Annotated in this window: 21 protein-coding genes; 9 read left to right on the forward strand and 12 right to left on the reverse strand. The window is 66.0% G+C overall.

Features of this window, described 5'->3' with window-relative positions; translation table 11 throughout:
- The first annotated feature begins 25 nt into the window (after positions 1 to 25).
- The 3 genes from VFG17_RS07565 to VFG17_RS07575 are packed head-to-tail and all read left to right on the forward strand — an operon-like array spanning position 26 to position 1,831.
- Positions 26 to 574: a VOC family protein gene (locus VFG17_RS07565; RefSeq protein WP_325028842.1), complete on the forward strand. Its 549-nt coding sequence runs from the start codon at positions 26 to 28 to the stop codon at positions 572 to 574.
- A 10-nt stretch (positions 575 to 584) separates the two neighbouring features.
- Entirely contained in the window at positions 585 to 1,298 is a 714-nt protein-coding gene (locus VFG17_RS07570; protein ID WP_325028843.1) for an EthD domain-containing protein, read from the forward strand.
- Positions 1,299 to 1,324: 26 nt separating this feature from the next.
- Positions 1,325 to 1,831, forward strand: coding sequence for an SRPBCC domain-containing protein (locus VFG17_RS07575; protein WP_325028844.1), 507 nt, complete (start codon positions 1,325 to 1,327; stop codon positions 1,829 to 1,831).
- Between the two features lie 114 nt (positions 1,832 to 1,945).
- Here the strand turns inward: VFG17_RS07575 and VFG17_RS07580 are convergent, their stop codons facing one another.
- The 8 genes from VFG17_RS07580 to VFG17_RS07615 all read right to left on the reverse strand — a co-directional run bounded on the left by VFG17_RS07580 (position 1,946) and on the right by VFG17_RS07615 (position 10,284).
- Entirely contained in the window at positions 1,946 to 4,306 is a 2,361-nt protein-coding gene (locus tag VFG17_RS07580) for a TonB-dependent receptor (protein WP_325028845.1), read from the reverse strand.
- Between the two features lie 201 nt (positions 4,307 to 4,507).
- A complete protein-coding gene (locus VFG17_RS07585) occupies positions 4,508 to 4,843 on the reverse strand; it encodes a 2Fe-2S iron-sulfur cluster-binding protein (protein ID WP_325028846.1) in 336 nt (111 codons plus the stop codon).
- Positions 4,843 to 6,261 carry a cytochrome P450 gene (locus tag VFG17_RS07590; RefSeq protein WP_325028847.1) on the reverse strand — a complete coding sequence of 473 codons (1,419 nt, stop codon included), beginning with the start codon at positions 6,259 to 6,261 and terminating at the stop codon, positions 4,843 to 4,845. The genes VFG17_RS07585 and VFG17_RS07590 overlap by 1 nt, the downstream gene beginning before the upstream one ends.
- Before the next feature lie 97 nt (positions 6,262 to 6,358).
- The gene (locus tag VFG17_RS07595; RefSeq protein WP_325028848.1) at positions 6,359 to 7,162 is read right to left on the reverse strand and encodes a helix-turn-helix domain-containing protein; all 804 of its coding nucleotides are present in this window, start codon (positions 7,160 to 7,162) and stop codon (positions 6,359 to 6,361) included.
- Positions 7,163 to 7,177: 15 nt separating this feature from the next.
- Positions 7,178 to 7,801, reverse strand: a complete 624-nt coding sequence (locus tag VFG17_RS07600; RefSeq protein WP_325028849.1) for a Dabb family protein — start codon at positions 7,799 to 7,801, stop codon at positions 7,178 to 7,180.
- Complete coding sequence (locus tag VFG17_RS07605; protein WP_325028850.1) at positions 7,794 to 8,162, reverse strand: hypothetical protein; 369 nt, start codon at positions 8,160 to 8,162, stop codon at positions 7,794 to 7,796. The genes VFG17_RS07600 and VFG17_RS07605 overlap by 8 nt, the downstream gene beginning before the upstream one ends.
- On the reverse strand, positions 8,152 to 9,141 hold the full coding sequence (locus tag VFG17_RS07610) for an NADP-dependent oxidoreductase (protein ID WP_325028851.1): 990 nt from the start codon (positions 9,139 to 9,141) through the stop codon (positions 8,152 to 8,154). Before VFG17_RS07610 ends, VFG17_RS07605 begins: the two co-directional genes overlap by 11 nt.
- A 9-nt stretch (positions 9,142 to 9,150) precedes the next feature.
- The gene (locus VFG17_RS07615; RefSeq protein WP_325028852.1) at positions 9,151 to 10,284 is read right to left on the reverse strand and encodes an LLM class flavin-dependent oxidoreductase; all 1,134 of its coding nucleotides are present in this window, start codon (positions 10,282 to 10,284) and stop codon (positions 9,151 to 9,153) included.
- Between the two features lie 140 nt (positions 10,285 to 10,424).
- Between VFG17_RS07615 and VFG17_RS07620 the strand changes: the two genes are divergently transcribed.
- Positions 10,425 to 11,189 carry an SDR family NAD(P)-dependent oxidoreductase gene (locus tag VFG17_RS07620; RefSeq protein WP_325028853.1) on the forward strand — a complete coding sequence of 255 codons (765 nt, stop codon included), beginning with the start codon at positions 10,425 to 10,427 and terminating at the stop codon, positions 11,187 to 11,189.
- 13 nt (positions 11,190 to 11,202) lie between these two features.
- On the opposite strand, the gene VFG17_RS07625 is transcribed toward VFG17_RS07620, so the two are convergent.
- From VFG17_RS07625 to VFG17_RS07635, 3 genes are all read right to left on the reverse strand, one after another.
- On the reverse strand, positions 11,203 to 11,652 hold the full coding sequence (locus VFG17_RS07625) for a nuclear transport factor 2 family protein (protein WP_325028854.1): 450 nt from the start codon (positions 11,650 to 11,652) through the stop codon (positions 11,203 to 11,205).
- Between the two features lie 3 nt (positions 11,653 to 11,655).
- Positions 11,656 to 12,846: a sulfotransferase gene (locus VFG17_RS07630; RefSeq protein WP_325028855.1), complete on the reverse strand. Its 1,191-nt coding sequence runs from the start codon at positions 12,844 to 12,846 to the stop codon at positions 11,656 to 11,658.
- A gap of 78 nt (positions 12,847 to 12,924) precedes the next feature.
- Positions 12,925 to 14,058, reverse strand: a complete 1,134-nt coding sequence (locus VFG17_RS07635) for a LuxR family transcriptional regulator (RefSeq protein ID WP_325028856.1) — start codon at positions 14,056 to 14,058, stop codon at positions 12,925 to 12,927.
- A gap of 46 nt (positions 14,059 to 14,104) precedes the next feature.
- Here VFG17_RS07635 and VFG17_RS07640 point away from each other — a divergent pair, with 46 nt between their 5' ends.
- Positions 14,105 to 15,043 (forward strand): alpha/beta hydrolase, encoded by a 939-nt coding sequence (locus tag VFG17_RS07640; protein WP_325028857.1) that lies wholly within the window; start codon positions 14,105 to 14,107, stop codon positions 15,041 to 15,043.
- 29 nt (positions 15,044 to 15,072) lie between these two features.
- On the opposite strand, the gene VFG17_RS07645 is transcribed toward VFG17_RS07640, so the two are convergent.
- Complete coding sequence (locus VFG17_RS07645; RefSeq protein WP_325028858.1) at positions 15,073 to 15,849, reverse strand: SDR family NAD(P)-dependent oxidoreductase; 777 nt, start codon at positions 15,847 to 15,849, stop codon at positions 15,073 to 15,075.
- A gap of 140 nt (positions 15,850 to 15,989) precedes the next feature.
- Between VFG17_RS07645 and VFG17_RS07650 the strand changes: the two genes are divergently transcribed.
- The 4 genes from VFG17_RS07650 to VFG17_RS07665 are packed head-to-tail and all read left to right on the forward strand — an operon-like array spanning position 15,990 to position 19,971.
- Positions 15,990 to 17,069 carry a Rieske 2Fe-2S domain-containing protein gene (locus VFG17_RS07650; protein WP_325028859.1) on the forward strand — a complete coding sequence of 360 codons (1,080 nt, stop codon included), beginning with the start codon at positions 15,990 to 15,992 and terminating at the stop codon, positions 17,067 to 17,069.
- A gap of 36 nt (positions 17,070 to 17,105) precedes the next feature.
- The gene (locus tag VFG17_RS07655) at positions 17,106 to 17,900 is read left to right on the forward strand and encodes a glucose 1-dehydrogenase (protein WP_325028860.1); all 795 of its coding nucleotides are present in this window, start codon (positions 17,106 to 17,108) and stop codon (positions 17,898 to 17,900) included.
- 33 nt (positions 17,901 to 17,933) lie between these two features.
- A complete protein-coding gene (locus VFG17_RS07660) occupies positions 17,934 to 19,202 on the forward strand; it encodes an NADH:flavin oxidoreductase (protein WP_325028861.1) in 1,269 nt (422 codons plus the stop codon).
- Complete coding sequence (locus tag VFG17_RS07665) at positions 19,186 to 19,971, forward strand: SDR family oxidoreductase (protein ID WP_325028862.1); 786 nt, start codon at positions 19,186 to 19,188, stop codon at positions 19,969 to 19,971. The genes VFG17_RS07660 and VFG17_RS07665 overlap by 17 nt, the downstream gene beginning before the upstream one ends.
- Positions 19,972 to 19,973: the final 2 nt, after the last annotated feature.

Genomic DNA, 19,973 nt, shown 5'->3' on the forward strand with positions numbered 1-19,973 from the left:
ACAACAAAGAAGGACGGCACCGGGGATGGAGAGGACACAGACAATCGCGGGCCACGGGCCGATCGGCCAGATCGCATGGCTGACCGAGGATCTCGATCGCGCGATCGACCAATGGCGCCTCCTTGCGGGCGTCGGTCCGTGGATCGTCTATCGCAACGTCACCCTTGACGGTCTTTATCGCGGCGCGCCCGCCACGATCCGCATCGACGTCGGGCTGGCCTATCAGGGCGAGACCCAGATCGAGCTGATCGCGCCGCACGGCGCCGGTCCCTCACCCTATCATGACGACGATGGCCGCGTGCGCGTGGGGATGCACCATGTCGCCTGGCTGGTCGACGATATCACCGCCGCCGCGGCCGATGCCGCGGCCGCCGGCCTCGCCCCCGTCTTCAGCGCCGAGAGCGGCGGCGGCGCAACGCGCGTCGCCTATTTCGAGGCGCCCGGCGAACCCGCGATCCTGCTCGAACTTATCGAGGCGACGCCGATGATCCGCGAGGGTTTCGCCGCCGGAACCGCCGCCGCGCGCGACTGGGACGGCAGCAATCCGGTCACCATCTTCGACTTCGCAGCCTGAGGGAGCTTCCATGGAAAAGATCATTTACGCGCTGTGGAAAGACCCCGCCGAGGAATATGCGCGCTTCAACGCGCGCCTGATCGGCGATATCGCCGCGCGGCTCGGCGGACTGGCGCATGCGGTGCGCGTCAATGTGCAGGACGACAGCGTCAGCGCCGGCAGCTCGCCGCGCATGACCTCGACGCGCCCGCAGATGGACGCCGTGATCCAGCTCTGGCTGCCGAGCGCCAACGATCCCGAGCGCGCCGCCGTCGATGCCATCATCGCGGACGCCGCGCCGCGCCACGCCGCTTGGCTCGTCAGCGAATCGACCATCATCGCCAATACGCAGCACCCGCCCGCGCCCGGCGCGCGCACCGAGGGCTTTTCCCAGATCGTGTTTCTCGGCCTGCCGCCGCGGCTGAGCCATGATGGCTGGCGCGACATATGGCAGCGCCAGCATTCGGCGGTGGCGGTCGATACGCAAAGCAACTTCGAATATGTCCAGAATCTGATCATACGCCCGCTGAGCTACGGCGCCCCCGCCTATGCCGCGATGGTCGAGGAATGTTTCCCCGCCGCCGCGCTGACCGACGAAGCGGTCTATTTCGACGCAGCGGGCGACCCCGCGCGGCTGGCCGAAAATCAGCGGCTGATGATGGAAAGCTGCGCGCGCTTCATCGATTTCGACCGGATCGACTGCATCCCGACCAGCCAGTTCGATATCCGGCCTTTCGCGCGCTGAAACCCCGAAAATCGAAAGGACAGATCATGCGTAATGTCGATGAAACGCTGACCTGGCTCGATCCCGACGCCATCGTCCGCTCGGACCGCGTCGAGATCGCCGCTCCCGCCGCGATCGTCTGGGAGATATTGATCGACCTTCCGCGCTACGGCGAATGGAATCCCTTTTGCATCGCCGCCGAATCGACGCTCGAAATGGGCGCGCCGGTGCATATGACGCTCCAAAGCTATACCGAGCCGGATGCGGTCTTTCCCAATTGCGAATATGTCTGCGCGTTCGAACCCGAACGGCTGCTGTCGTGGGAACTGCCGCACGACGACGCCTGGCCCTATCCCGCGCGGCGCGACCAGATCATCGAAACGCTCGGCGACGAATCATGCGCCTATCACTCGACCGACGCCTTCCTCGGCCCCAACGGCATTCACGTCATGCGCTTCTGCGGCCCGTGGGTGAAGCGCGCCTTCGACGACACCGCCGCCGCGCTCAAGGCGCGCGCCGAAGCCCTGCACCGCGAACGCAAGACCGCTTCCTGAGCCATCGCCCGCGCGCGTCGCACGGCTCGCCCTCGACCAAAAAAGAAGGCCGGATACCGCTTGGCGGTATCCGGCTTAGTTGCTCCTGAGTGCCCCCAGAGAGGAAAGATCAGGTCAGAATTTGAACCCCAGCTCGACGCCGAAGCTGCGCGGATCGCCGTACATGACGCCGGCGAAGCCCAGCGAACCGAAGTCGATCCCCGAGAGCAGATAATCTTCCTTGGTCAGATTCTTGCCCCACACCGCGATCGAAGCCCGCGCGCCGCCCACCGCGATCTCGGAAATCGACAGCCGGGCGTTCAGCAACCCGACGCCGCCATCGGAAATTTCCTCGTTATACGGGTTGACCGGGTGCCAGTAGATCTTGCTGCGATAGGTCCAGTCGGCGCGCGCAACCAGCTTGCCGAAATTGCCGAGCTCGGCCTCATATTGCGCGCCGAGATTGGCGGTGGTCGCCGCCGAATATTGGAACTTAGCGACATCGGAAATATCGGTGGCCACGCCGGTCATCGGGTCGACGAAGGTAAATCTCTTATATTTGCGGTCGGTATAGCCGAACGACGCGTCGACGGTGAAGCCGTCGGCGATCTGCGCCAGAATCTCGCCCTCGATCCCCGTATAAGTGGCCTTCGCCGCATTGACCGTCGTGCTCGCCGCCCCGCCGGTTCCGGCGAGGAACTGCTGCACCTGCAGATCGTCGTAGATCGCGTGGAAGGCGGCGAGGTTGAGCCGCAAGCGCCGATCGAACAGCTCGCTCTTGATTCCGACCTCATAGGAGATGAGATCCTCGGGGTTGAAACCGTTGTTGTCGGCGGCGCGCGCGTTGAAGCCGCCCGCCTTGTAGCCCGTGCTGGCGCGGACATAGGTCATGATGTCGTCGCTCCAGTCGTAGGAGATGTTCGCGAGCCAGTTGATCCGGTCGAACTTGCGCGTCAGGTCGCGCGGTGCCGGCGGCACGGGCGAGGTCTGCATCAGATGCTTCTTGTCCTCGGTATAGCGCAGCCCGCCGGTGATGCTGAGCCGGCTGTCGAGCGCGGCGGGTTTCCAGGTGAGCTGGCTGAATGCTGCCATCGAGCGCGAGACGTGGCGATAGGACAGCAGCGTTTCGAGGTTGACGCCGAAGCTGTTCAGATCGACCCCCGGCGCGATCGGGATCGGCACCGGCGACGGGAGGACGAGCGTAAAGCTCTGCGGATTGATCTCGGTCGCGCGCTCGCGGAAATAATAGGCGCCCAGCACATAGTCGAACTCGTCGCCGATCGACCCGATCAGGTTGAACTCCTGCGAAAACTGCCGCTGGCGCCGTTCGTTGCGGGTGGCGAACAGGCTGATCGGGCCGACGCCCTGCGGAATGAAGGCGTTGGGCGGCACGAGGATCGCCGGGCTGACGAGAAAGCCGACGAGGCCGCCGTTGCCGTCAAGATCCGAGCTGTCGATCCGGTTGTCCCACTTGCGATAGCCGGTGATCGAGCGCAGCGTCGCGTCGCCGATCTCCCAATTGATCGTCAGCGCATGGCCCAGCACCTTGTCGTGCGCGTTGCCGTCGCGATCGAGGCGGATTTGCGAAAGCCTGTCCTGCGACACCTGCGGCGCCGTCCCGCCGAACGCGGGCGAGAAGTTCAGATATTCGAGAATGTCGGGGCGGATCGCGCGCAACTGGAAGGCGTTGGCGCGGCCGTTCCGGTCGCTGGCATCGAAGACATAGTCGACGGTAAAGCCGGTGCCCTTGTCAAAGCGCACCGCGGCGCGAACCGCGTCGGTGTTGCGCGCGCCCGGATCGCGCTTGTCCGACGGTTCGAGCAGATTGTCGACCGTCCCGTCGCGCTGACTGTGGTAATAGCCGAGCTTGAGCGCGAGCCCGGTGTCGCCGAGTTCGCCGGTGTCGATCAGCGCCTTCACCATATATTCGTCGAAGCTGCCATAGCCGACCTGCAGGCGCCCGCCGAAATCCTTCGACGGCTTGGCCGAGATCAGGTTGACCGCGCCGCCGGTCGTGTTGCGGCCGTAAAGCGTGCCTTGCGGCCCGCGCAGGACCTCGACGCGCTCGAGATCCATCATGTCGAACAATGCGCCCGCCGACCGGCCGACGATGACGCCGTCGACATAGAGCCCGACCGCGGGGTCGGCGGTCAGGATCGGGTCGTTGTCGACGATGCCGCGGATCGAGATCGAGGGGTTGGCCGTCGCCGACGGCGTTTCGGTGATGATCAGATTGGGGGCCGCGCTGCCGAGCGCGGCGACGCTGGTGATACCGCGCTGTTCGATCATTTCGGAGTTGATCGCACTGATCGCGAGCGGCGTGTCCTGAAGGCTTTCGGACCGCTTCTGGGCGGTGACGATGATCTCGTCGAGACCTCCGGTCGTGGTCTCTTCCGCGGCGGGCGCGGCCTCTTGCGCGTGCGCGGCGCTCGTCATCCAGGGCGCGATCAGCGCGATGGCGGCGATTTGCGCGCGGCAATATGTGCGATGCTTCATCAGTCCCATCCCTCTTTCTGTCCATTGCGGCGTATGATGCGCAATTTATGGGTCGAATATCACGACATGCGTAACGTAAGCAATATATAACTACGCAAGAAGGCAATTCCCTACCCCCTTTTGGTGGTAGGCGCGCGGACGAAAAAAAGGGGCGGCAAAGCCGCCCCAGTTCACCCAAGGAGTCTCCCCATGGCAAATCGTTCAAATTCCCGGCTGTTCTTTCGGGATATGGACCCGGAGGCCGTCGAGCTCCTCGGTGATATGGATCTGGCAGCTCAATCGGCTGGTCGGCTTGACCTCGATAAAATCGGCGAGCGCCTCGAGCATCTCGGCCTCGTCGTCGCCCGGCGGACCGACGCGCGCCGCCCAATCGTCGTCGACATAGACGTGGCAGGTCCCGCACTGGCGCACGCCGCCGCATAGCGCGTCGATCCCGTCGACGAGATTGCCGATCGCGAGATGCATCACCGCCATGCCTTCGAAATTGGTGCACGTCTTTTCGCTGCCGTCGGGCTGAACATAGGTGACGCGCGCCATCAGTTCGTGCCCTTCGCGTGCGCCGGGCAGCCCGCCGCCGCCGCCAGCGCATCGAGATCGGCCGGCGCATGCGCCGCGGCGACTCGCCGCTTGTAGCGCACCCGGCACGGCTGGTCGGGCCAATAGGTGCCTGCACCGGCGATCGGGCGCGGCGTGTCGATCAACTCCATGCCATAGCGCTGGAGCAGGATGGCGATCAGCGCCTTCATCTCCATCCGCGCGAAATTGACCCCGGCGCAGCGGTGCATGCCGCCGCCAAAGCCGATCAGGCTGTTCGATTCGACCTTGGCATCCGCGCGTTCGGTGTTGAACCGTTCGGGATCATAATCGTCGGGCCGGTCGAACAGCTCGCTCATCCGGTGGCTGACCGACGGCGCGAGCAAGACCCAGTCGCCTTCGCGAACCTGATATCCGTCGCGCTCGAAATCGGCCGCCGCCTTGCGGATCATCGTGAAGGCGACGGGGTGCAGGCGCTCGGTCTCGCGCAGCGCGAGATCCATCTTCTGCATCGCGATCGCCTGCTCCCAGCTGAGGTCGGCGCCCGATGCCGAACCCAATATCGCCCCGATCTCTTCGCGCAGCACCTGCTGATAGTCGCGGTTCTGAAGAATATCGATCATCGCCCAGCTGACCTGTCCGGCGGTCGTTTCATGCCCGGCCCAGACGAGCAGCAGGATCATGTGGATGATCAGTTCGTCGGGAATCGGACGGCCGTCGGGATAGGTCGACGCGACCATGTCCTGAAAAAAGTCGGCGGGCTCGACCGGATGCGCGCGCCGCTGCTTGATCCAGTCGCCGAGGATGCGGTGGAGCTTTTTCTTCGCGGCCTGGCTGCGACGCATCTTCTTCGTCGGGAGCCAGAGCGGCAGGACGAATTCCATCCCGCCCGAAAAGTCGCGGAACAGATCGAAGAATTCATGGCCGAGCTTCTGCTTGAAATCGCGCCCCATGAAGCTGTGCGCCGCAATGTCCATCACCACCGGGCCGAGCGTCGAGACCAGATCGAACTCGCCGCTGTCACCGAGCCGGTGACACAGCGCCATCGCCTCCTCGGCCATCACCGGCACATATTGCTTCATCGCCGACGCCTTGAAGCGCGGCATGATGACCGCGCGCTGGTTCAGATATTCCTCCATCTCGGCGAAGGAATAAAAATCGGGCGAGAACATCTTGTGGAAAAAGGGCATCGATTCGCGGATCGACAGCAGCTTGTCGGTTTCCTGAAAGACGAAGCGATTGTTGTCGGGGCCCAGCATCACGACCATGTTCCGCCCGCCCATGCGGAAGGAATAGATCGGGCCATGGTCGTGATAGCCCTTGCGCAGCAGGCCCACGGGGTCCTTGAAGAAGCTGGTGAGGTGGCCGAGGAACGGCATTCCGCCGTCCATCGCGGGCGGCTTCATCGCAATTGCCGACATGCTGATTCTCCTCTCGACGCCGTCTGCGCGGCCGACGGGAAGGAGTATCGCGCGCGGGCGGCGCATCGCCGAGCGCGCGGCGTCCAAGTAGCGAATTTCAATCCTTAGAGGATCGCTTGGCGCGCCTTTCGGTGCCGAGCGAGCCCGACCCGACGTCGCGCGCGACCATCGGCAGCGGAATCGGAGTCGAGGCGATGAGCAGCCCGACGTTGGTCTTGACCGCGGGCGGCAGCGGCGCGTCGCGCGCAATCAGGTCGCGAACCTCGCGGAACAGGCTCGCGAGCCGGCGTTCGAGCAATGCGCGCGACGCGTCGGACAGCTCGCCGATCTCGAATTCCCATATCGATCCCGGGGTGGAGAAATCATATTGCAGGAACTCCTCCTTGACCCGCCGGTCGAAGAAGCGCCGCATCGGCCCGCCGCGCCGCCAGCCGATGCTGCGCGCGGTCATCAGCCGGATGACATTGCCGGGGAGGAGCTGGATCAGCCCGATCCGCTCGAGCTTGAGCAGCGCGGGGATCAGCTGCGTCTGGTCGATGCCATAATCGGCTTCGATCCGCTCGACCGTCCAGCCGCCGAGCGCGAGGTGAAAACAGAAAAGCGCGAGCGGCTCGTCGACCAGCGCCTGTTCCTGCGCGTCGGTGAGCGTCGCCGGCATCGCGGGCCGCATCTCGTCGGCCATGCGCGCGAGCGCGAGGAAGTCGATGCCCGCGATCTCGCAGATCTCGTCGATCCGCGCGAGCGTGAAGCTCTGCTGCGCAAAGGTGCGCCGGACGCTCGCATGGCTGATGCCGAGCGCGCTCGCGACATCGGCGTAGGTCAGCCCGCACTCCTTCAACACACGCTTCAGCGCCTCGACCAGATAGGCGCTTTGCGTGTGCAGGGGCTCGGCTGCCGTCATCGGGCGCTTATCACCCTAAAGGATCGACGCCTCAAGCGCGCAGAAACTGTGGCACAACCGCGCATCGACGATGCGGTCGGGGCATTCGGGATCGAACCAGCGGTCGATCCGCGCCCAATGATAGGGGTGCATCATATAGGGGCCCATCAGCCCGCCGGCGTCGGCATATTCCTGTTCCCACACATGCGTCCAGCGCCGCGCGCCGACCGCGGCTTCGGCGCGACTGAGCTGCCAGTTGCGGATCGCGGGGATGTAATGCGGCATCATCTGCGTTTCGGCCTCGAAGCCCTCGACAATGGTGGGATCGGTGCCTTCGTCGACGCTGAGCAGCAAGACGCGGTAGACGCCGTCCGCGAGGTCGGGCGCCTGCTTGCCGCCCGGCGAACCCTGATAGTCGGCGCCGTCGACCGCATCGCCCGCGAGCAAGGGCGCGAGCGCCGCCCCGAAAGCGTCGCGCTGTTCGGCGCTGTCGAACGCGAAATGCGCGAGCAGGTCGCCGCCGCAATGGCTGCCCGGCAGCGTCGGCCCAACGAGCGTGCGATACGCCGTATGTGTCCTTGCAAGCGCGCGCAGTTCGTCCGCGAGCGGCGCCAGCCGCGCGGCGTCGGCAAGCGTGACGAGACGGGTCAGCTTAAACATCGCAGAGGCTTTCGATGTCGTCGGGCGCGGCCGCGAAGAAGCGGCGGCGGCTCACCGCGCGCGCGTCGACCTCGGCCCACCAGGCCCCGATATCGGGGTTGTTGCCGCCGACGAAACGCATCTGCCACCACGCCCCCGGACCGGCGAGCGACCAGCGAAACACGAGCGTGTTGGACTGATCGTCGAGCCACATCGGCGGGCTGACGAGACATTGTTCAAGAACCATCCCCCGCGCCCGCGCGCCGGGCGCATAGCGCGCCAGATAGTCGTCGAGCAGCGCCTTGCCCTCGCCGGGCTTCGCGACGATCTCGTCGATCGCATGCACCATCGGCGCGGCGGCGGTCGGGTCATCAGCCGTCATGGGGCGTCACCTCCAGGATGATCTTGCCGCGGACATGCTGGCCTTCGATGCGGCGGTGGGCTTCCGCGGCCTCGCCGAGCGGCAGGATTTCGATCGCGGGCGGCCGGACCGCGCCCGCATCGCATAGCGCGGCCAGCTCCTTGAGGTGCTGCGGAAGGCGCATGACGGCATTCATGTTCGACAGGATGCTCACCCCGTTCGCCGCGGCATGCGCAACCTCGTCGGCGCTCGCCTGCGATACCAGCGTTGCGATCTCGACATAGCGGCCGCCCGGCGCGACGATATCGACCGCGGACGGGAGCAGGCTGCCGAGCCCGACCGCGTCGAGCACCAGATCGACGCCGCCCGGTGCCCATTTGCGCACCGCCTCTGCGACATCGCCGGCGCGATAATCGATCGCATGATCCGCGCCGAACTCCCGGACATAGGCGATGTTGTCGGGGCCGCAGGTCACCGCGACGCGCGCGCCGAGCGCATGGGCGATCTGGATGCCGATGCTGCCGACCCCGCCCGCGCCGCCGTTGATGAGGACGGCTTGCCCTGCCTTCAACGCGCCGACATCGGCAAGCCCGCCATAGGCCGTCGTCCCCGCAACCGGCAGCGTCGCCGCCTGCGCGAAGCTCCATCCTTGCGGCAACGGCGCAAGAAACACCGCGTCGGCGATGCAATATTCCGCATAGGAACCGTCGCGCCCCTGCCCCTGTTTCGACATGCCGAACACGCGATCGCCGGGGCCGAAGGCCTCGACGCCCTCGCCCACCGCCTCGACGATACCGGCGAAGTCGAAACCGAGCACGAACGGGAAATAATATTGGATATAGGCCGACAGCTTTCCCTCGCGCGTCTTCCAGTCGGCGGGGTTTACCCCGGCGCATACGACCCGCACCAGCACCTCGCCCGCCGTCGGCTCGGGGGTCGGCAAATCGCCCCAGTGCAGCATGTCCGCACCGCCGAAATTCTCGATGATCATCGCACGCATGGTGCCTCCTTATTTCGCCGCCTGCGCCCGGAAATGCGGGATCACATGCGTTCCGATGTTGCGGATCGTTTCGAGGATCGCCTCGTGCGGCACCGCGCCCATCTGGAAGAGGAAGAGGATTTCGTCGGCGCCCGCGTCGAACAGGCGCTGGACGTAACGGATGCAGTCGTCGGCGGTGCCATAGGCGTCCTGCACCTCCTCATAGGCGCCGGTATGCTCGGTCCCGATGCTGATCTTTTCCTCGGACAGATAGGCGACGACCGCCGCCTTTTCCTGCTGCAGGATCGCCGCCTGCTCGTCGCCCGACAGGTCCTCGACGGTCGGCTTGGGCCCGCCCTGATACCAGTAACCGAGCGATTCGACGAAGAAGCGCTGGCCGCGCAGACCGATCTTGCGCGCTTTCTCGCGGTCGTCGAGGACGAGCGCCGGGCAGAGCGCGGCGAGATGCTCGGTCGGCCGGAAACCGACCTGGTGCTCGGCTTTGCGGTTCGCCCAAGCGGCGCGATAGATCGCATTCTTGCTCGCGATGTCGTCGGGTCCGGCGAAGCCCAGCACCAGCGCGCCGATGCCGCGCGCGCCCGCGGTGGTCAGCGCGTCGGCACGCGTGCACGCCATATAGAGCGGCGGGTGCGGGTCCTGATACGGCTTGGGATGGATCGGTCGGCGCGGGATGCGGATATGCGTGCCGTCATGCTCGATCTCGTCCTCGACCATGATCTTCGGGATCAGATACATGCTCTCGTCGATCATCGGCTGGAGTTCGGCGAGGTCGTAGCCGAAGGTGCCCGCTTCCTGCTGGGTGCCGCCCTTGCCCATGCCGAAATGGACGCGGCCGTTCGACAAGATGTCGAGCGTCGCGATCCGCTCGGCGACCTTGACCGGATGGTTCATCGCGGGCGGCAGGCAGACGACGCCGTGCCCGATGCCGAGCCGCGTCGTCTTGCCGGCGAGGAAGGCGAGAAAGGTCTCGGGCGCCGACATATGCGCATATTGGGTGAGCGCAGTGTGCTCGACCGCCCACACGGTGTCGAAGCCCATTTCCTCGGCGAGCACCGCCTGCTCGATAATTTCGTGAAAACAACGCGCTTCGTTCTCGCGCGAGGTGTCCACCATCTGCGCTTCGTAAATGATCGAGAATTTCATGGCCCGCGATCCTCTCCGCCATCTGCTTTTCGGCGTGCATAGGGCGGCGGAAGGGCTCCGTTCCTCGTCCAATTGGATCAATTCGCGCCGCGCCGCCGATGCTAGGCAAGGCACGACATTGGGCAGGAAGAGGAATTGCGATGAGCATGTTCGACGGCAAGGTCGCGCTGGTGACCGGCGCGGCTTCGGGGATCGGCGTTGCGGCGTCGCTTCGCTTCGCCGAAGAGGGCGCCGCGGTCGTCGTTGCCGACATCAACGAGGCCGGCGCCGAAGCGATCGCCGATCGGATCCGCACCCTTGGCGGGCGCGCGCGCGCGATCCGCTGCGACGTCAGCAGCGCCGCGGACAATGACGCGATGGTCGCCGCCGCGCGGCAGGATTTCGGACGGCTCGACGCGGCCTTCCTCAACGCCGGCGCCTATGCGCAGACCGGCTTCGACGAGTCCGACGCTGCGACGTTCGACAGCATGATCGCGATCAACCTGAAGGGTGCGTTTCTCGGCCTGCAGGCGGTGCTGCCCGCGCTCAATCCGGGCGGCGCTGCCGTGGTCACCGCCTCGACCTCGGGAATGATCGGCCTCAACGTCGCCGCGGCCTACAGCGCCGCCAAGCACGGCGTGATCGGCGCGGTGCGCTCGGCCGCACAGAGCTTCGCGCGGCGCGGGCTGCGCGTCAACGCGATCTGCCCCGGGCCGGTCGCGACCGCGATCCTCGGCGTAAACGAATCGGCGCCGATTCAGCCCGCCGACGCGCTGGCGCTTCCCGGTGCCGATGGCGTGCTGCTGCCGCAGCATATCGCCGAGATCGCGCTGTTCCTCGCCAGCCCGCGTTCGGGCGGGATCAACGGACAGTCGCTGATCGCCGATGCCGGCTTTCTGTCCAGCTATCCCCCCATGCCCGAATGAGCCGAGGATGGCGTCAGTCGCGCTCGACGCGGATGCGGCTAAGCCGCGTCTTCGCGATCAGCCAGCGGCCGCGCGCCTTGCGATAGCAGTCATGATAATGCCCGAAGCCATGGCGCGAGCGGCCGGCAAGATCGCTTCCCTCACCTGCCCAGAAATGGTCGTCCATCGCCCAGATGCCCTCGGCGTCGCGCGCGCCGGTGAAGCGGATTTCGAAGCTGTGGACATGGTGGACGGTCGCGGCTCCTTCGAGCGCCGCGGTGACTCCCGCCACAAAATTATCGGCGCCGGTGGTCAGCAACTGCTCGTCGGGCTCGCCGCCCGGCATTTCGCGGAAATCGCCGACCATGTCGTCGGTCAGCAGACTGCGCAGCAAGGGCCAGTCCTTGGTGTCCAGCGCGCGCAGATAGCGCGCCTTGAGCAGTCTTATCTCCTCGATCGCGGCGAGGTTGACGGCTTCGGTCATGATCTATTTCCCCTCCAGGAAGGCGGCTCGATAGGCCGCGAAACGCTGTTCGACATCGGAGCGGACCAGACCGAAATCTTCAAGCGTATATTTGTGCGGCGCGCGATCCTCGCGCTTGTTCGCCTCGATCCACTCGGCCATGCCCGCGCGCACCGCGTCGGTGACCGCGACCCCCGCAGCTTCGAGCACGCGCGTCCCCTGCGCGATCGGGTCGCCGAGCAGGTCGGCATAGCGGACGTCGATAAAATTCTGCCCTGCGACCGCACCGCGCACCGCCATGAAACGCTCGAGCAGTTCGGCAAGCCGCGGCACCCAGAAGGCCGCGACACTTTCGCGATCCACATCGTCCGAGACCATCTGGTAAAGGCTGTGTTCCATGCTGCAATAGCTCGGCACCGTCGCGACCGGATCGCGGTGCGTCATCACGATCTTCGCCTCGGGGAACACCTCGATCACCGCGTCGAGCGCGAGCAGGTGGCCGGGGGTCTTGAGCACCCATTTGGCGCCCTTGCGGCTTTGGTCCTGCCATTGCAGCGACTGGAGGATTTGCCCCAGGTCGCGGTAGCATTGAACGCGGTCGTTCTCGGTCAGCCAGCGCGCATAGCCCGGCACATGATAGGTCCCCTCGATCATCGTGCTCGAATAGAGCTGGCCGAGGATGATCAGTTCCTCGTCGGGCTGGTCGATGCTCATCGGATGGATCGACATCAGATCGGGGATCGTCGCGAGCATATAGTCGAGGAAACCGCGCGCCGCCTCACGCCGCGGTTCGGGATCGCCGCGTTCCTCGCCCGGGAAAGGCGCATAATTCTGCGTCTCGAACCAGCGCGTGCCGGTCATCCCGGGCGCCGACGCGAGCATGCGGTGGAGCATCGTGCTGCCCGTGCGCGGCAGTCCGACGACCACCGCGGCAACCTCGACCGTCTCGTCCAGAATTTCGGGATGGCGCTTGATCAGATCGACGTGGCGCAGCCGGTTGACCAGGCCGCTCACGATCATCGCCGCCGCGCTGCCGACGCCCGCTTCGCTCAATCGCGCCTCGTCGTTCAGCGCGGGAATCAGCGCGTCGATATTGGCGAAAAACCACGTGTCGCCGAAATCCGAAAGCCCCGTCTGCTCGCATGCGCGCGCCACCAGCGTCGCGCGATCCGGCACTCGGCCAACCATCTCTCCCATCCCGTAAACCTTCCGCATTACGTAGATACTTTGCCAATCCAAATACGATATTCGTATATAAATGACGTATCATCTACGCAAAATAGCATACAAAGGTCAAGGGCTGCCGCGTTCGGGCATTCCGGCATGGAGCAGATGGACGAGCTGCGACTGGCGGCGCGCGCCGGTTTTCGCAAAGATCGAGCGCAGGTGCGAGCGCGCCGTATTGTGCGCGATGCCGAGCCGGTCGGCCGCCTCGACCAGCGAGCCGCCGCCGGCAAGCGCCGCAGCCAGCATCGCCTCCATACGCGTCAATTGGAACAGGTCGCGGATCGCTTCGGGATCGGGCGCCGCCTCCTGCCCCGGATCACTGACGAACAGCGCGAGCGCCGCGCCCTTGCCGCCGCGCATGAACGCCGGGGTCGTCACCGCCTTGGCGACGACGCCGAGGTCGCGCCCGCCCGACGGCCGCTCGATGCGGAAGCGCTGCGGCGGCGCCGCGACCGGATCTGCCTCCGAGCGCAGCATCTTGAGCAGCTTTTCGAGCGCGCGGTGCGCGTCGGCGGCCGCGAGCCGCAGTTTTCCACCCGCGACAACGACGCCATCGGCCTCGGCGAGCAGCCGCTCGGCGACGGCATTGGCGCGGACCACCTTGCCGTCATGGTCGAGGATGATCGCCGCGACCCCCATTTGCTCGACGACGCCGCGATAGACGCCATGTTCGGCGCCCGATGCCTGCAGCCGTTCGAACAGGCGGATCGCGTTGTGCAGGTGCGGCACGATATCCTGCAGCGCCTCGCGCTCGGCGACCGCGAAATCGCTGCGGCTGTTGTCGCGCGTCACGCGCAGCCGCGCCTCGAACCCGCTGTCGAAACGCAGGTCGACGCCAAGGATCTGGTCGCCGCCCGCCGCCTCGAGGAAGTCGCGCCAGAAATCGCTCATCCGCGTGTCGCCCTGCACGAAGTCGGTGAACGCGGTCACCTTGCCTTCGGGCAGCCCCTTGAACGGGTCGTCGACGAAAAAGCTTTCGATATAATCCTCGGCGGTCTGCGGATCGCCGCCCGGCGTCACCAGCGTCCCCGGCCGGCTCGCGCCCGGCATCGTCAGGATCAGCGTCGCATAGCTCGCGTCGAGACAGAGCGCGAGGCTGCGGAGAAAATCTTCCCACGGCGTCTCGGCCAGCAGGCCGCCGAACAAATCGGACAGCAGGCCGGAAAACGCCGCGTTCATCCCGTCCGTTCTCACCGCCATTTCCTCATTTCCATCCATTCCATCCCACAAACAGGAGAGCTTTGCCATGCCCGTTGATCCCGCCCTCGTGCCGCTCCTCGATATGATCAACAACCTGCCGCACATGAACCCGCCGTTCGATGCGGCGGCGTTCCGGCTGGGCGATGAACAGCCGATGCCGGCGTTCAAGGCCGATGTCGCCGAAGTTCGCGACCTGACGCTCGACACCGCCGCCGGTCCGGTTCGCGCGCGCCTTTACCACCCCGCGCCCGGCACCGCGCTGCCGCTGCTTTTCTTCATGCACGGCGGCGGCTGGGTGTTCGGCACGATCGAGACGCACGATCCGCTGTGCCGCGCGCTCGCGTCGGCGGCCGAGGTTGCCGTGCTGTCGCTCGAATATCCGCTGGCGCCCGAGCATCGCTATCCGGTCGCGCTCGACACGATGCGCGCGGCGCTCGCCGCGGCGGTCGATCAGGCCGATACGCTCGACATCGATCCCGCGCGCATCGCGGTCGGCGGCGACAGCGCCGGCGGCAATCTGTCCGCCGCGCTCTGCCTCGACGCGCGCGACAAGGGCGGTCCCGCGATCGCGCACCAGCTGCTCCTCTACCCCGTCATCGACAATGATTTCAGCCGCGCGTCGCACAGCGAAAATGCCTCGGGCTACCTCCTCAGCAGCGCGATGATGCAATGGTTCTGGGGGCAATATCTGGGCGACGCGGAACGGACGCCCGAAGCTCTGGCGGCGCCAATCCGCGCCGCGAGCCTCGCCGGCCTGCCGTCGGCGACCGTGATCACCGCCGAATATGACCCGCTGCGCGACGAGGGCAACGCCTTTGCCGAGCGGCTTGCCGCCGAGGGAGTCGCGGTGACGCACAGCCAGGTGCCTGGCGTGATCCACGGCTTTGCGAGCATGCTCGGCATGCTGCCGCAAGCCGACATCGCGGTGGGCACCGCGGCCCGCGGCCTCCGGACCGCTTTCAAGATGGACGCCGTGACGGCGTAATCGCGCGGCGGGGGTCTGCACCGTCCGGTTCAGCCCCCGTAACCGCCCGCAACCGCAATCTGCTGCCCGGTTATGTAGGCGGCTTTGGACGAGGCAAGGAAGACAGCGGCATGACCGATTTCCTCGGGACGCCCCCAACGCTTGAGCGACAGATTCTTGTGCACCTCGGCGGTCCAGGCGTCGTCGAACACGCCCTGTTTCGAAAGCTCGAGAAACATGCCGGCCTCGATCACGCCGACGAGGATGGAGTTGGCGCGAATGCCATGCTTCCCCTCCTCGCGCGCGATGCCTTTGACCAGCGCCTCGTTCGCGGCCTTGGGCGCGACCGAGAGGCCGTCCTTGTCGGGCCAGCGCAGGTCGCCCGCCGACCCCAGATGCACGAACGAACCGCCACCCTTCGCGCGCATGTGCGGAATGACATGGTGCGCGGCGTTGAAGAAGCCGTGGACTTCGACATCGATCGCGCGGCGCCATTGTTCGGGGGTCGTGTCGGCGAGGTGGACCTGCGCGACGAGCGGGCCCGCGCCCCACAGCAAAGTGTGGATGCGCCCGTGCGCGGCGACGGCATCGGCGATGGCGGCGACCAGGCCGGTATCGTCGGTGACGTCGCACTGGTGCAGGCTCGCCTTGCGCCCCGATGCCTCGATGCGCGCGGCCAGCGCCTCGGCCTCCGCCCGTTTCGAGCGCCACGCGATCGCGACATCGCTCCCCGCCGCGGCAAATTCGCCCGCGACCGCGGCGCCGATGCCGCCGGTCGCGCCGAAAATCAGCGTCGCGCCTTCGGGAAATTGACGAACTTCACCCATATTCACCCTCCTTGACCCGCAGAATATTGCATAATGTTGGTAATAGTGAGATATGTTATCGAAATGCGATGGCATCGCAAGTTTTCAAAACGCATAGAGACAATGCCTGATCCGAAACCGGGCATGATGGGAGATTTTCAATGGCGACAACCGCAGACTATGGACTGGGCGAACAGGTCTTTCCGCGCGGCTGGTTCATGATCGCCGCCGCCGCCGAACTCGAAGGCACGAAACCCCTCGCCGTCCGCTTTTTCGGCCGCGACCGGGTGCTCTATCGCGGCGAGTCGGGGCAGGTCTATCTGGTCGATGCCTATTGCCCGCACATGGGCGCGCATCTGGCGAAGAACGAAACGAGCTTCGTGATCCGCGACGATGAGCATGTGCAGGGCGACTCGATCCGCTGCCCCTATCATGGCTGGCGCTTCGGCCCCGACGGCAAATGCAACCAGATCCCCTATTCGCCGCAGCGGATCCCCGCGGCGGCCAGGCTCGAGAATTGGCCGGTGATCGAACGCGCGGGCTGCATCTGGATGTGGCACGATCCCGAAGGGCTCGAACCCGAATATGAGCTGCCGTCGTTCGAGGAATATGATCAGCCGCATTGGGTGAAGTGGGAGCTCGACCGGCTGGGCGAACTCGCCAGCCATCCGGTCGAGATCCTCGACAATATGGCCGACCGCGCCCATTTCGAACCCGTCCACGGCAATGACGCCGTCGACCTGTTCGAGAATGATTTCGACGGCCACCGCGTCGTCCAGCGGCTGCGCGCGGGGCACCGCACGCTGCAGGGCGACGCGCCGCTCGAAACCGACACCTGGTATACCGGACCGGGCATATTGCAGTCGCGCATGTCGGGACAATTCCCCTCGATCATCATGATCGCGCACACCCCCGTCGACGACGGCGTGGTCAAGGTGTGGCACGCGCTGCTGGTCAAGGTGCCCAATGCCGAGCCCAACGCCGACGATGTCGCGATGGCGCGCGCCTATCAGGCGGCCGCCTGCGCCGCCTTCGCGCAGGATTTCGAAATCTGGTCGAACAAGAAGCCGTGCGTCAACCCGATGGCGGTGCAGGGCGACGGCCCGATCGGCAAGCTGCGCATCTGGTATCGCCAGTTCTACAACCCCCGCGCGCGCGCCGAAGAGTTTCAGAAGCGCGTCAACGGCACCCACGTCACCCGCGGCACCTTGTCGGCACCGTTCGAACAAAAGGTCGCCTGACCGGCGGCACCATAAACAGAAAACAGGAGAAATTGCGTGGCAAGACTCGCAGGTAAGGTTGCGATTGTAACGGGTGCGGCACAGGGAATGGGCGCCGCGACCGCGCGGCTCTTCGCGGCCGAGGGCGCCAAAGTGGTGCTGTGCGACGTCGTCGAGGACAAGGGACAGGAAACCGCGGCCGAAATCGGCGAGAGTGCCGTCTTCGAAAAGCTCGACGTGCGCTCGGAGGCCGACTGGGACCGCGTCGTCGCCGCGACGGTCCAGCGCTTCGGCCAGCTCGACATCTTGATCAACAATGCCGCGGTCGTCCATTTCAGCCCGATCGAGGCGATGCCCGCCGGGGATATCGAACGCGTCCTCGCGATCAATGTGATGGGAACGATGCTCGGCGCCAAATATGCCGCGCGCGAAATGACCAAGGCCGGGCGCGGCGTCATCGTCAACATCTCGTCGGTCGACGGCCTTCGCGGCTGCAACGGGCTGTCGGCCTATACCGCGAGCAAATGGGCGGTGCGCGGGCTGTCGAAATCGCTCGCCTTTGAACTGGGCCCGCGCGGCATTCGCGTCTGCACCGTCCACCCCGGCGGCGTGAACACGCAAATGGGCAACCCGACGGGGCTCACCGGCGACGCGGTCAATGTCGGTTACGAGCGCGTGCCGCTCCAGCGCATCGGCGAGCCCGAGGAAATCGCGCGCGCCAGCCTGTTTATCGCCTCCGACGATGCGAGCTATATCAGCGGCGCCGAGTTGGCGGTCGATGGCGGCTGGTCGGCGGGCTATTACCAGCCCTTCCTTCCCGGCGCGCCGGCAAGCCTGATGGGGCAGCCGTGATCCGCGTCGATTTCGGCTGACGGGGGCGCGGCGATGCAAACGGCCGTGGGTATCGCCGACCCCTTCGACCCGGTGCGGATCGGGCCGATCACCTTGCGTAACCGCTTCATCCGTTCGGGCGCGAACGAGATGATGAGCAAGGCGACCCTCCCCACCCGCGCGCTCCTCGACTTCCACCGCGCCTATGCGCGCGGCGGCGTGGGGATGACGACGCTCGCCTATCTTGCGGTCTCGCCCGACGGACGGACACTGCCCGGACAGGGAATGTTGAGCGCCGAGAGTGTGCCGCATTATCGCGCGGTCACGGACGCGATCCATGCCGGGGGTGCGAAGGCGTCGGCGCAGATCACCCATGGCGGCAGCTTTTGCCAGATCGACGACCTGTCGACGCCGCGCGCGATGTCGGCGTCGGGCGGGATCGACAAGATGGGAGTCTTGAAGGGCCGCTTTTTCCAGCGCGCGATGACGCGCGCCGACATGGCGATGGTGACGGGCGAGTTCGAGCACGCCGCCGAGCTGGCCGAAGAAGCGGGTTTCGATGCGCTCGAAATCCATATGGGGCATGGTTATCTGCTCAACCAGTTCATCTCGCCGCTCTCCAACTTCCGCAAGGATGGCTATGGCGGATCGGCGGCGAACCGCGCGCGTTTTCCCGCCGAGGTGCTGGCGGCGGTCAAGCGGGCCACGGGCGGGCGGCTCGCGATCCTCGCCAAGATCAACCTGACCGATGCGGTGCCGAGAGGTGCGACCGTCGACGATGCGATCGTCACCGCGCGCGCGCTCGAAGCGGCGGGCGCCGACATGCTGGTGCTGTCGGCGGGGCGCAATATCGAAAGCACCTGGGCGATGTTCGGCAGCGCGCTGCCCTATGACGATCTGGCCGCGATGCAGGGCGGGTGGCTGGCGAAACTGCAATTCGCGATCCTGAAACGCAGCGTGCCGAAGCTGCCGCCGTTCCGCGAAAATTACCTGATGGAATCGGCGCTGAAGCTGAAGGCGGCGCTGGGTCCCTCGCCGATGAAGCTCGCCTATCTCGGCGGCGTCCAGTCGCTCGCCGGGGCGCGGCGCGCGGTGGCCGAAGGGTTCGATGCGATCGCGCTGGCCCGCGCGCTGATCCACGACCCCGCATTGATCGGAAAATGGCAGAGCGGGACCACCGACATATCGGGCTGCACCGCGTGCAACCGCTGCGTCGCCGCGATGTACGGCCCGTCGGGAACGCATTGCCCCGAGGTCGGCAACGCGCTCGACCCCGGACTCAAGGATATATTTGCGGGAGAAGAATATGCCGAACCTGCTTGAGAAGAAGGTCGTCGTCATCAGCGGAGTCGGCCCCGGCATGGGACAGGCGATGGCGCGGATCGCCGCCGCCGAGGGCGCGAAAGTCGGGATCGGCGCGCGCAACAAGGATTTCATCGAAGCCGTTGCCAAAGAGATACGCGCGGGCGGCGGCGAGGCGGTCGCGGTGCCGACCGATGTTGGCAATGCGGACGCGTGCGCGGCGCTGGCGAACGCGACCGCCGACGCGTTCGGACGGATCGACGGGCTGGTCAACACCGCCTATATCCACGGCGAATGGGTGACGGTGGACGAGGCCGATCCCGAGGATTGGGCGAAGGTGTTCGACGTTAATTGCCTCGGCGCGCTCCGGATGACGCAGGCGGTGCTCCCCGCGATGAAGGCGGCGGGCGGCGGCGCGGTGGTCAACGTCGCCACCATGTCGCAGGTCAACCCCTTCCCCGGCGAGGGCGGCTATGCCACCGGGAAAGGCGGGCTGACCACGATGACCAGGCACATGGCCAAGGATCTTGGCCGCTTCAACATCCGGGTCAACGCGACGCGGATGGGCTGGATCGGCGGCAGGCCCGTCCATGATTATATCGACCGCGCGGTCGCGGACGGCGCCGATCGCGACGCCGTGGTCGGCGAGATCACCGGGCGCATCCCGCTCGGCGTCATTCCGCCCGAGGAGGATTGCGCGAAGAGCGTGCTGTTCTTCCTCTCCGATTATGCGAAAATGGTCACCGGCGCGACGCTCGACGTCAACGGCGGCCAGTATATGGCGCCCTGACG

It is taken from the genome of Sphingopyxis sp., from assembly GCF_035686825.1.
In the GTDB taxonomy this organism is placed as follows: domain Bacteria; phylum Pseudomonadota; class Alphaproteobacteria; order Sphingomonadales; family Sphingomonadaceae; genus Sphingopyxis.